General features: G+C 66.5%; 10 protein-coding genes. 9 read left to right on the top strand and 1 reads right to left on the bottom strand.

Annotated features, from left to right (window positions below):
* The first annotated feature begins 37 nt into the window (after positions 1–37).
* The 7 genes from BRAD285_RS22555 (at position 38) to BRAD285_RS22525 (ending at position 8481) form a co-directional block, all read left to right on the top strand.
* Positions 38–382, top strand: a complete 345-nt coding sequence (locus tag BRAD285_RS22555) for a hypothetical protein (RefSeq protein WP_244422139.1) — start codon at positions 38–40, stop codon at positions 380–382.
* A gap of 491 nt (positions 383–873) precedes the next feature.
* Positions 874–2193 (top strand): dicarboxylate/amino acid:cation symporter, encoded by a 1320-nt coding sequence (locus tag BRAD285_RS22550; protein ID WP_006610937.1) that lies wholly within the window; start codon positions 874–876, stop codon positions 2191–2193.
* 232 nt (positions 2194–2425) lie between these two features.
* Positions 2426–3748, top strand: coding sequence for an NAD(P)/FAD-dependent oxidoreductase (locus BRAD285_RS22545; RefSeq protein ID WP_035645634.1), 1323 nt, complete (start codon positions 2426–2428; stop codon positions 3746–3748).
* A 171-nt stretch (positions 3749–3919) separates the two neighbouring features.
* The gene (locus tag BRAD285_RS22540) at positions 3920–5719 is read left to right on the top strand and encodes an ATP-binding protein (protein ID WP_050886805.1); all 1800 of its coding nucleotides are present in this window, start codon (positions 3920–3922) and stop codon (positions 5717–5719) included.
* 12 nt (positions 5720–5731) lie between these two features.
* Positions 5732–7090, top strand: coding sequence for a sigma-54 dependent transcriptional regulator (locus BRAD285_RS22535; RefSeq protein WP_006610934.1), 1359 nt, complete (start codon positions 5732–5734; stop codon positions 7088–7090).
* A gap of 156 nt (positions 7091–7246) precedes the next feature.
* On the top strand, positions 7247–8131 hold the full coding sequence (locus tag BRAD285_RS22530) for a manganese catalase family protein (RefSeq protein ID WP_006610933.1): 885 nt from the start codon (positions 7247–7249) through the stop codon (positions 8129–8131).
* Positions 8132–8244: 113 nt separating this feature from the next.
* Positions 8245–8481 (top strand): hypothetical protein, encoded by a 237-nt coding sequence (locus tag BRAD285_RS22525; RefSeq protein ID WP_006610932.1) that lies wholly within the window; start codon positions 8245–8247, stop codon positions 8479–8481.
* A 242-nt stretch (positions 8482–8723) separates the two neighbouring features.
* Here BRAD285_RS22525 and BRAD285_RS22520 read toward each other — a convergent pair whose 3' ends face one another.
* Entirely contained in the window at positions 8724–9074 is a 351-nt protein-coding gene (locus BRAD285_RS22520; protein ID WP_006614884.1) for a RidA family protein, read from the bottom strand.
* Positions 9075–9354: 280 nt separating this feature from the next.
* On the opposite strand from BRAD285_RS22520, the gene BRAD285_RS22515 reads away from it, so the two are divergent.
* Both BRAD285_RS22515 and ilvD read left to right on the top strand, forming a co-directional pair.
* Positions 9355–10332: an ABC transporter substrate-binding protein gene (locus BRAD285_RS22515; RefSeq protein WP_006614885.1), complete on the top strand. Its 978-nt coding sequence runs from the start codon at positions 9355–9357 to the stop codon at positions 10330–10332.
* A 22-nt stretch (positions 10333–10354) separates the two neighbouring features.
* Positions 10355–12061, top strand: coding sequence for a dihydroxy-acid dehydratase (gene ilvD / locus BRAD285_RS22510; RefSeq protein ID WP_035648511.1), 1707 nt, complete (start codon positions 10355–10357; stop codon positions 12059–12061).
* Positions 12062–12100 lie beyond the last annotated feature (39 nt).

The raw sequence follows: 12100 nt of genomic DNA, 5'->3' as shown, positions 1-12100 counted from the left end.
AGCGGCAAGCAGGCACGGCGAAGTCTAGGAATGGGAAATGGCTGAGCCGCATTTGCCTGAGCGGGTCGTGACTTTATTGATAGCGAGTGAGTATGCCCGGCTGGTGGGCCGGACCACGACGGAGCAGCTCGACTACATCGTCGACATCGCGTCATTGCATACGCGCGAGGAGCTGCTGCGGCGTCTTGGACACGACCGCAATCTGATGCGTCAGGTCGAGAAATGGCTCGGGTTTCACGACCGCCGGCTGCGGCGGCCGGCCGAGAGCATCGACGTTGCGATGTGCGGATTGGAGTTCCGCAAGCGGCGCATCCGGCGGTCGCGGCTTGGCGCGCGCCGACGCCGGCTGGATCCGAAGACCCCGCCCAAGGAGCGGGGCTGACCATCCAGCGGCTGATGAACCACTCACAGGATCGACGCTGACCGGACGCCCCCGATCGGCTGTCCGGATTTTCGGACGAGCTCGGAGGTCGCTTTCCGAAAGTTCGGACGGGCTGACCGGGGCGCGGCCCGGTCAGATCGCTAACGCTTTGTAAACAGGAGCATATCCGACGACATGCGGCGGTCGCGGACCGCCGGTCCCCTGGCACGGATGCTGCTTAAAGAGCCGCCAAACGAGCGCCAGCTCGACAACAACAGATGCGAGGGGACGTCCGGATGCTAGCCCACATCCCCATGAGCTTTTGACGCAGCGAGCAGGCGATTGCGCCTGTGCGGCGTTCGCGCGCGTGCCCTCGCGGCCGCGGCGCGTTCGGGCGTGCGGGTCGACGTGGCCGCCAAGCTGCTCGGAGAGCATCGCGCCCGCAGCTCCAGACGCTGATGTCGGCGGCTGAACGAGACGTAGACCGAGTAGGACCAGGGAGAGAAGAGACGATGTCTGCAACCACCACGGCGGCTCCGGCCCCGAAGAAGCCGTTCTATCGGGTCCTCTACGTTCAGGTCCTGGTCGCGATCGTGCTCGGCGTCATCGTCGGCTGGGTATGGCCGGAGGTCGGCAAGAACGAATGGATCAAGGCGCTCGGCGACGGCTTCGTCAAGCTGATCAAGATGGTGATCGCGCCGGTCATCTTCTGCACCGTCGTCTCCGGCATTGCCCACGTCTCCGAGGTCAAGAAGGTCGGCCGCGTCGCCGTCAAGGCGCTGATCTATTTCGAGATCGTCTCGACCTTCGCACTCGCGCTGGGTCTGATCGTCGGCAATTTCATCCAGCCGGGGGCGGGGTTCCAGGGCCAGAGCAACGCCGCCGCGGTCGCCAACTACGCCAAGCAGGCGAGCGAGATGAAATCGGTCGACTTCGTGCTCCACATCATCCCGGACACGGTGGTGGGCGCCTTCGCGCAGGGCGAGATCCTGCAGGTGCTGCTGTTCTCGATCCTGTTCGGCATCGCGCTGATGAGCCTCGGCGAGCGCGGCCACACCATGCGGGCCTTCGTCGATGATGCGGCGCATGCGATCTTCGGCGTCATCGCGATCGTCGTGAAGGCGGCCCCGATCGGCGCCTTCGGCGCCATGGCCTTCACCATCGGCCGCTATGGCCCGCAGGCGCTCGGCAACCTCGCCGGCCTGATCGCGACCTTCTATCTCACCGCGCTCGCCTTCGTCGTCATCGTGCTCGGCATCATCGCTCGCATCGCTGGCTTCTCGATCTTCAAGTTCCTGAAATACATCAAGGACGAGCTCCTGATCGTGCTCGGCACCTCCTCGTCGGAGAGCGCGCTGCCGCAGATGATGGAGAAGCTGGAGCGGCTCGGCTGCTCCAAGCCAGTGGTCGGCCTGGTCGTTCCGACCGGTTATTCCTTCAATCTCGACGGCACCAACATCTACATGACGCTGGCGACCTTGTTCATCGCCCAGGCCATGAACGTGCATCTCTCCTTCGGCGAGCAGATCACCATCCTGCTCGTGGCCATGCTGACCTCGAAGGGCGCGTCGGGCATCACCGGCGCGGGCTTCATTACCCTGGCCGGAACGCTGGCCGCCGTCCGGCCGGAGCTCGTTCCGGGCATGGCGATCGTGCTCGGCATCGACAAGTTCATGAGCGAGTGCCGCGCGTTGACCAATCTTTGCGGCAACGGCGTCGCCTGCGTGATCGTCGCCTGGTGGGAGGGCGAGCTCGACCGCGACAAGCTGCGCATGGCGCTCGATCGCGACATCGATCCGTCTGATGTCGAGGTGGCCGTCACGACCGGCTGAGCAACGTGGCCGTGCAGGCGTCGCCGCTGCTCGCGCGCGGTGACGCCATGCGGCGCGGGCCATCTCGCGGCCCGTTCGAGCAGAGCCGGCGAACCTGCTGGCACGGCCCAATCGTGATGCGGCCAACATCAAATGATCTGCTAAGGTATCGATGACATCTAGGTTATCGAGGACTTGGCGCTGACGGCGTGACACCGGCAGCGCCACGGTCACCCCTTGGGGAGAGTTGGTGATGGCCGTTGCGCAGGCGGAAGTCCCTCGTGTCGTGATCGTCGGCGGTGGCGCCGGCGGCCTGGAGCTCGCGACCCGGCTCGGCGACAAATATGGCCGCAAGGGCAGGCTGGACGTCACGCTGGTCGAGCGCAACCGCACCCATGTCTGGAAGCCGAAGCTGCATGAGATCGCCGCCGGCAGCATGGACATCTCCGCGCACGAGGTCGACTACCTCGCGCAGGCCTATTGGCACGGCTTCCACTACCGCATCGGCGACATGATCGGGCTCGACCGCGACAAACGCGAGGTGCTGGTCGCGCCCTATCTCGATGCCGAGGGGCGCGAGGTGACCCCGCAGCGGACTATTCCCTATGACGTTCTCGTCATCGCCATCGGCAGCCAGAACAATGATTTCGGCACGCCGGGGGTGGTCGATCACGCGATCAAGCTGGAGTCGCAGCGCGACGCCCGGCGCTTCCACGAGCGCATGATCAACGCCTGCATCCGCGCCCATTCGCAATCGTCGCCGATCGCCGCCCATCAGCTCAAGGTCGCGATCATCGGCGCCGGCGCGACCGGCGTCGAGCTCGCCGCCGAGCTGCACCGCACGACGCGCGAGGTCGTGGCTTACGGTCTCGACCAGGTCGACGCCGAGAAGGACATCAAGATCACGCTGATCGAGGCCGCGCCCCGGGTGCTCCCCGCGTTGCCCGAGCGCGTTTCGAGCGAGACCGGCAAGCTGCTTGAAAAGCTCGGCGTCGAGGTCCTGGTCGGCGCCAAGGTCGCCGAGGTCGCGGCCGATCATGTCAGCCTCGCCGATGGCCGCGTCATCCCGGCCGAGCTGATCGTCTGGGCCGCCGGCGTCAAGGCGCCGGACTTTCTCAAGGACATCGCGGGGCTGGAGACCAACCGCATCAACCAGCTCGTGGTCAAGCAGACGCTGCAGACCACGCGCGACGAGCGCATCTTCGCGATCGGCGACTGCTCGGCCTGCGCGTGGGGCGAGCGCGGCAACGTGCCGCCGCGAGCGCAGGCGGCGCACCAGCAGGCCTCACATCTCACCAAGCAGATCCCGCGCTTCATCCGGGGCGAGGCGCTCAGCGACTATCGCTACCATGATTTCGGCTCGCTGGTGTCGCTCGGCGAGTTCTCGACCGTCGGCTCGATGATGGGCGCGCTGGTCGGCGGCAATCTGGTGTTCGAGGGCCTGTTCGCCCGCATGATGTATCTGGCGCTGTACAAGATGCATGAATATGCGCTGCACGGCCTCGCCAAGGTCACGCTGGATACGCTGGCGCGCCTGATCACCCGCCGCACCGAGCCGCATGTGAAGCTGCATTGATCGCCGAGACCGTCGCGGCTGTGCCCTTGTCCCGGCCGCCGCTGGATGGCTCGCGAGGTCCGGGTGGCCGATTTTACTGTCGCAAATTCCGGAGCAAGATCGTAGACTTAGGGCTTGATGCGGGCGCGATGGGCGCGGCCCGCTACGCCCCGGATTTGCCTGGCTCAGGAGATGACGGACCTTCCCATCCGGATCGGCCTCGAGGGACATCCCGATGCCGCCATGGTCCGGGGGCGCGCGGGCTGGCTCCTGCGCGGACTCCTCGCTGTTGCGCTGGTCGGCGCAGCGGCCTGGCTCGGCTATGCCGTCGCCTTCTCCCGCGGGCTCGATCAGCGCCACGCCGCAGCCCAGCAGCGGCTGGCGGTCGAGGCCGCCCAGCTCGACGGCTATCTCTCGCGCTTCGAATATCTGCCGTCCCTGCTGGAGACCTCGGCCGATGTTTTCAGGCTGCTCGGTACGCCGGATGACCGCGCGCTGCAGCAGAGTGTCAGCCTGTACCTGAAGTCGATCAATCTGCTGGCCGGCGCCGACAACCTCTATGTGCTGACCGTGGACGGCGACGCAATCGCGGCCGCCGATTTCGACCAGCCGGGGACGCCGGTCGGCAGCAATCTGTCCTATCGGCCTTACATGCGCCAGGCACTGGCGACCGGCCGCGGCGCGTTCTTCGGCATCGGCATCACCAGCGCCCGCGCCGGCTATTATCTGTCCTATGCGATCAAGCACGATGGGCGCACGATCGGCGTCGCCGTGGTCAAGGTCAACCTCGATGCCTTCGAGCGCGAATGGCGCAACCGCGGCGCGGACATGCTGCTGGTCGACGCCCGCGGCGTCACCATTCTAGCCTCCCGTGACGAGTGGCGCTTCCGGCCGCTGACGCCGCTCGCAGTCGATGCGCTGGAGGAGATCGCGACGTCCAAGCCCTATGGCAGCTCCAGCCTCGCGCCGCTCGGCTGGACCGTCATGGAGCGCGCGGATCGCGGCGGGCGGGTCGCGACCGAGCGTGGCGCTGTCTACAGCATCGACGAGCGGCCGCTGCACGAGCGGCAATGGCAGCTGATGCTGCTCGACGACGAGGCGCCGATCCGGCGCGTGGCCTATGTCATCGGTGCACTGTCGGGTCTCGCCTGCATCGCGGCGCTGCTGCTGCTCGGCCTGCTCGCGCAGCGCCGCAGCGAGATCCGGCAGCGGCTGGCGAGCCAGGCCGCGCTGCAGGCCGCCAATGACCGGCTGGAGATCCGGGTGCAGGAGCGCACCGCCGAATTGCGCGCCGCGCAGGACGAGCTCGTGCATGCCGGCAAGCTCGCCGTGCTTGGCCAGATGTCGGCCGGCATGGTGCACGAGATCAACCAGCCGCTCGCGGCGCTGCAGACCGCGTCTGACAACGCCGTGCAGTTCGTCGACCGCGGCATGATCGGCGAGGCCCGCGGCAATCTCGTCCGCATCGGCGAGTTGGTGCGCCGCCTGGCGCGCCTGACCGGTCAATTGCGGGTGTTCGCCTACAAATCCAACGCGCCTCTTGAGGCTGTTGCGGTCGAGCAGGCGGTGGCCGAGACGCTGAAGATCCTTGGCGCGCGGGTGAAGGATGGCGGCGTCGACATCAGCATCGATCTCGCGCCGGATCTGCATGTCCGCGCCGAACAGATCCGGCTCGAACAGCTGCTCTGCAACATCGTCGCCAACGCGCTCGACGCCGTCGAGGGCGCGGCGCAGAAGTCGATCTCCATCAGCGCCGAGCGCGAGGAGGGGCAGTGCCGTATCGCCATCGGCAATAGCGGGCCGGCGATCGCTGACGATGTTCTGCAGCGCATGTTCGAGCCGTTCGTGACGACCAAGCCGGCCGGCAAGGGGCTCGGCCTCGGCCTCGTCATCGCCAATCACATCGCGCGCTCGTTCGGCGGCGAGCTGCGGGCGCGCAATTGCGAGCCCATGGGCGCCGAGTTCGTCCTGCTGCTGCCGCTCGCCGCATGAGAAGGTCCGCTCATGAGTTCTGAACAGCCGGTCGGCGTGATCTATGTCGAGGACGACGAGGACGTGCGCATCGGCGCCGTGCAGGCGCTGCAGCTCGCCGGCCTCCCGGTGACGCCGTTCGCCTCGGTCGAAGCGGCGAGCGCGGTCGTCCGCGCCGACATGCCGTTCGTGGTCGTCTCCGACGTGCAGCTGCGCGGCAAGAGCGGCACGGCATGGCTGGCCGAGCTGCATCGGCTGGATCCGGACCTGCCGGTCATCCTGGTCACCGGCCATGGCGACATCTCGATGGCGGTGGAGGCGATGCGCAACGGCGCCTATGACTTCATCGAGAAGCCGTGCTCATCGGAGCAGCTCGTCTCGGTCGTCCGCCGCGCGCTCGACAAGCGCAGGCTCACGCTCGAGGTGCGTACCTTGCGCTCGGCGCTCGCCGACCGTCAGGGCATCGAGGCGAGCCTGCTGGGCCGCTCGCCGCAGATCCAGGAGGTGCGGCGCCTGGTCGCCAATCTCGCCTCGACCAATGTCGACGTCACGATCTATGGCGAGACCGGCACCGGCAAGGATGTCGTCGCACGCTGCCTGCATAATCACAGCACGAGGCGTGGCGGCAACTACGTCGCGGTCAATTGCGGCGGCCTGCCGGAATCGCTGGTCGAAAGCGAATTGTTCGGCCACGAGGCCGGCGCGTTCACCGGCGCCACCAAGCAGCGCATCGGCAAGATCGAGTACGCCCATGGCGGCACCTTGTTCCTCGACGAGATCGAGAGCATGCCGCTCAGCGTCCAGGTCAAGCTGCTGCGCGCGCTGCAGGATCGCGCGATCGAGCGCGTCGGCTCGAACAAGACCGTTGCGGTGGATTGCCGGGTCGTCGCCGCCAGCAAGGCCAATCTCTACGAGCTCAGCGAGAGCAAGCAGTTCCGCGCCGACCTCTACTACCGCCTCGGCGTCGCTTTCATCGAGCTGCCGCCCTTGCGCGAGCGGCGCGAGGACATTCCCATCCTGTTCGAGCACTTTACTCTGGATGCGGCCAAGCGCTTCGAGCGCGACGCGCCGATCGTGGACGATGCGACCATGTCGCTGCTGCTCGGCCATGCCTGGCCCGGCAATGTCCGCGAGCTGCGCAACGTCGCCGATCGCTTCGTGCTCGGCGTGCTCGACCGGAGGGTGTTGAGCCGGTCCGCGGCCACGTCGTCCGAGCTGTCGCTGCCGCGGCAGTTGGAGAACATCGAGCGCTCGATCATCGAGGACGCGCTCCGCCGCAAGCTGGGTGATGTGCAGGCGACAGCCACCATGCTCGGCGTGCCCAAGCAGACGCTGTACGACAAGATCAAGCGGCTTGCGGTCGATGTCGACGGTATCCGCGAGCGGCACTGATCCGCGACGATCGGTCACGCGCATGCGGTGCGCGTCCTAACCTGGATTAGGAAGGCTCCGCTTTAGAGTCGTTGTAAAACTGCGGCGCCCAGGCCGTAGGAACAGCCGTCACAGCACATCATTGCCGCGAGGTCACTTCGAACAGGAGACCTTTGCATGTACTACTTTGACAAGCGGCTGCAGTATCCGGTGGCGGTGGAGAGTCCTGATCCGATCTTCGCCCGTCAGCTGCAGCAGGCGATCGGCGGCGTCGAGGGCGAGATCCGCGTCTGCCTGCAATATTTCTTCCAGGCCTGGGGTGCCCGCGGCCCCGCCAAATATCGCGACGTGCTGCTCAATACGGCGACCGAGGAGATCAGCCACATCGAGATGCTGGCGACGGCAGTGGCGCTCAATCTCGAGAATGCGCCGGCGACGATGCAGGAGACCACGTTGCAGGCGAACCCGGTCGTCGGCGCCGTCATGAGCGGCGGCGAGCGGCCGCGTCACGTCATCGAGGGCATGCTGCACCGGCATATCCTCTCGACCGGCATGGCGGCGTTCCCGGCGAATTCCGACGGCGTGCCGTTCGACTGCTCGCACATCTATGCCAGCGGCAATCTCGCTGCTGACATGTATTGCAACGTCGCAGCCGAAGCGACGGGGCGCACGCTCGCCGTGCGGCTCTACAACTCGACCGCCGATCGCGGCATGCAGGACATGCTGAGCTATCTGATCGCGCGCGACACCATGCATCAGCAGCAATGGCTTGCCGTGATCGAGGACCTCGGCCCGGGCCAGCTGCCGATCCCGAACAGCTTCGATCGCAGCAAGGAGGCGACCGAGTTCGCCTACATGTTCATGGGCACCGAGCGCAACGGCACGCCGCCGGAGCCCGGCCGCTACTCCGAGGGACCGTCGCTTGATGGCCAGGGCCAGTTCTCGATCCGCCCCGGCTTCGAGCCGCTCGGCGAGGTGCCCAACCTCGGCCCGGCCCGCCCCGACAGCGCCGCGCAGCGCGATCAGATGAACGCGACGCCGACGACCAACGCGCTGACCTGATGAGACCCGCGCGGCCGGCGCCTCTGCGGGGCCGGCCGTCGCGCCTCATCGACGTGCGCTCTGTTCCTCGTGGCCATGAGGAACGAATGCGTGACGACATCTGTTGAAGAGTCATGACAGGCAGAGACACACGCGACCTGCGCTCCGGCGCCTACGACCCCGTCAGCAAGGACGGCTTGCCCCAACCGCAGCAAGTCAAGGACGAGACCACAGCCCGCCAGCAGGAGCAGTGGGGCGCCGACGTCCGCGCCGAGCCCTTACCCGGCACCGAACCAGTGCTACCGGAAGGGCTGACGCGCGAGCGCCGCGACCCGCTCAATCGCAACACCGGCCGGCACGAGACTAAATAGAAGCCGCGAACTCGCTGCGCTCCCTCTCCCCGTTCTTCACGGGGAGAGGGCCGGGGTGAGGGGCAGCGGCACGGGTAGTGTGAATAGGGGCAAACGCGCCAGGTGCGTTTGCGGTGAGACCTGTACCCCCTCACCCGGATTGCATCTGACGATGCAATCCGACCTCTCCCCGCAAGCGGGGAGAGGTGCAGCGAGCAAGACGCACAAGCGTGCGTCTCACTGCAGCTGCGCAGCGCACCAACTTACTTCGCCGCGATCACCATGATCTCGACCGTGTACTGCGGCGCAGCCAGCCCAGCCTCGACGGTGGCGCGCGCGGGCGTGTTGCCGGCGGAGACCCAGCCGTCCCACACCGCATTCATCTCGCCGAAGGTCTTGATGTCGGTGAGGTAGATCGTCGCGGACAACAGCTTGGTCTTGTCGGTACCGGCCTTGGCGAGGTGGCCGTCGATGATCGCGAGAATTTCCTCGGTCTGCTTGGTCACGCTCTCGCCGGCGGTCTTCTGCGCGACGACACCGGCCAGATAGACGGTATTGCCGTGGACGACGACCTGGCTCATGCGCGGGCCGACTTCAAAACGCTGGATGGACATCGAGAGAACTCCTTAAGGTCAATTCGGGGCCTCTCCCTAGCGCGTGCGGCGCGGCAGCGCCAGTCGGCTGAGCGGTCGTCTGCGCCGCACGACCTTGCGTTGCTGACATATCCACGACACACGGTTGACGGCATTCCTGAGCGCCACAGCCTCGCCGCGCTGCACAGCGGCTCTTGCTCACGGCTGAGGCAAGCACGGAGCGTTTTCCGCGCTTGCACCGATATTTGAGACATGAAACATTCCCGGCGAGGTTCCTTTTAAACGATTTCGGAGGGGCGTGATGCGGAAACGGTTAATGCTGGCGGCGTTGTCGGCGGTCGCATTGGCGACGAGTGCAGGGTCGAGCTTCGCGCAGCAGACGATCCGCGTCGGCTGGACCATTCCGGCGGAGGAATCCAAGTACTGGATGATGAAGCGGCCGAGCGAGTTTCCCGATCTCGGCAAGACCTACAACATCGAGTGGACGCAGTTCCAGGGCACGGCACCGATGACGCAGGCGCTCGCCGCCGGCGCGCTGGATTGCGCCACCCAGGCGCCGCTGTCGCTGTCGAACGGCGTGGTCGGCGGCGGCCTCAAGGCCTACATCGTGGCGCAGCACGTCTATGAGAAGCCGGGCGGGTTCTCGGTGTATTGGGCGGTCAAGGACGATTCGCCGATCAAGACCATCGCTGACCTCAAGGGCAAGACCGTCGGCATCTCCGTGATCGGCGGCGGCACGCAGGGCCCGTTCAACCTGCTGCTGAAGCAGGCCGGGCTCGATCCCGCCAAGGACATCAAGCTGGTCGAGGTCGGCTTCGCGGTCGCCGAGGACGCGCTGCGCCAGGGCCGCGTCGATGCCGTCAATATGAACCAGCCGTTCGCCGCGCGCGCCGAGGCCAAGGGCGGCACCCGCAAGCTGTTCCAGCTCTCGGAGGCGATGCCGAACATCGTCCACATCCTCGAAGCCTGCCGCGCCGACTTCGTCGACAAGAACCCGGACCTCGTGAAGGCATACGTCCGCGACATCACCGCCGGCATGAAGAAGGCGCTCGCCAACCGAGACGAGACGCTCAAGGTCGTGTCCGAAGTGATGAAGGTGCCGGTGCCCGTCATCGAGACCTATCTTCTCAAGGACAATGATTTCGGCCGCGATCCCGTCGCGGCGCCGAACTTCCCGGCGATCCAGAAGATGCTCGATATCTACGCCGAGACCGGCATGCTGCCGAAGCTCGACGTCGCCCAGTTCAAGCATCCCTCGATCGTCGCGCCGATCCAGTAGGGCGCACGCGGAGCCTGTGTCGATGAGGAAGCTGCGCTCGCGCGTCACGGTGGAGGGGCTCGACCGCGCCCCGCACCGCGCCTTCATGCGCGCGATGGGTCTCGATGATGCCGACATCGCCAAGCCGATGATCGGCATCGTCAGCCAGAAGGGCGAGCAGACGCCCTGCAACATGACGCACGACTTCCAGGTCGATGCCGCCAAGACGGGCGTCTCCGAGGCCGGCGGCACGCCGCGCGAATTCGCCACCGTCTCGGTGTCCGACGGCATCAGCATGAACCATGAGGGAATGAAGTTCTCTCTGTTCTCGCGCGAGCTGATCGCCGATTCGATCGAAGCCGTGGTCCACGGCCTCGCCTATGACGCGCTGATCGGTTTCGGCGGCTGCGACAAGACCTTGCCCGGCGTGATGATGGGCATGGTTCGCTGCAACGTGCCCTCGATCTTCATCTATGGCGGCAGCGCGCTGCCCGGGAAGTATCAGGGCCGCACGCTCACGGTGCTCGACTCCTATGAGGCCGTCGGCAGCTACATGACCGGCGAGATCGACGCCGCCACGCTGGAGGGCATCGAGCGCTCCTGCCTACCGACGATCGGCGCCTGCGCCGGACAGTTCACCGCAAACACCATGGGCATGCTGTCGGAGGCGATGGGGCTGTCGATGCCCAACGTCTCGATGATCCCCGGCGTCTATGCCGAGCGCGGCCATGTCGCGCGCGCCGCGGGGCGGCTGATCATGCAGATGCTCGCCAACGGCGGACCGCTGCCGCGCGACATCGTCACGCGAAAATCCCTGGAGAATGGTGCTGCGATCGTCGCGGCCACCGGCGGCTCGACCAACGCGGCGCTGCATCTGCCGGCGATCGCCAACGAGGCCGGCATCCGCTTCACGCTCGACGATGTCGGCGAAGTCTTCGCGCGCACGCCGCTGATCGGCAATCTCCGTCCCGGCGGCAAGTACACTGCCAAGGACGTCTACGACATCGGCGGCGCAGCCGTGGTGATCCGGGCGCTGATCGAGAGCGGCCACATCGACGGCTCCTGCATCACGGTGACCGGCCGCACGCTCGCTGAGGAATATGGCGCGGCCAATGCGCCGGACGGCGAGATCGTATTCGCGCCGGCGAAGCCGATCATGGCCGACGGCGGCGTCGCCGTGCTGAAGGGCAATCTCGCGCCGGATGGCGCGGTCATCAAGGTCGCCGGGCTCAAGAGCCTGGTGTTCGAGGGCCGCGCCCGCGTATTCGAGGACGAGGAGGCCTGCGTCGCCGCCGTCCGCGCGCGCAACTATCAAGCCGGCGAGGTGCTGATCATTCGCAACGAAGGGCCAGTCGGCGGCCCCGGCATGCGCGAGATGCTCGGGGTCACCGCGCTGATCTACGGCCAGGGCATGGGCGAGAAGGTCGCGCTGATCACCGACGGCCGCTTCTCCGGCGCCACCCGCGGCATGTGCATCGGCTACGTCTCGCCGGAGGCCTTCGTCGGCGGCCCGCTGGCGCTGGTGAAGGATGGCGATCCCATCCGCATCGATGCGAAAGCGCGCACGCTCGATGTGCTGCTCGATGAGCGCGAGCTTGCCGCACGTCGCAGTGCCTGGACGCAGCGACCGGCGCGCCATCGCGCCGGCGCCTTGGCGAAATATGCCAAGCTGGTCGGACAGGCCCCGCTCGGTGCCGTCACGCACGAGGGGCCTGCTGAATGGCCCTGGTTCGATCAGGATCAGGAATGACCGTGCGCGAGCGACGATTGGCAGGTTTCTTGCTAATCT

Origin of the sequence: Bradyrhizobium sp. ORS 285 (genome assembly GCF_900176205.1) — a bacterium.
Classification (GTDB): Bacteria; Pseudomonadota; Alphaproteobacteria; order Rhizobiales; family Xanthobacteraceae; genus Bradyrhizobium.
The sequence above is the reverse complement of the archived record's forward strand: the minus strand, read 5'-3'. Positions and strand labels throughout refer to the sequence as shown.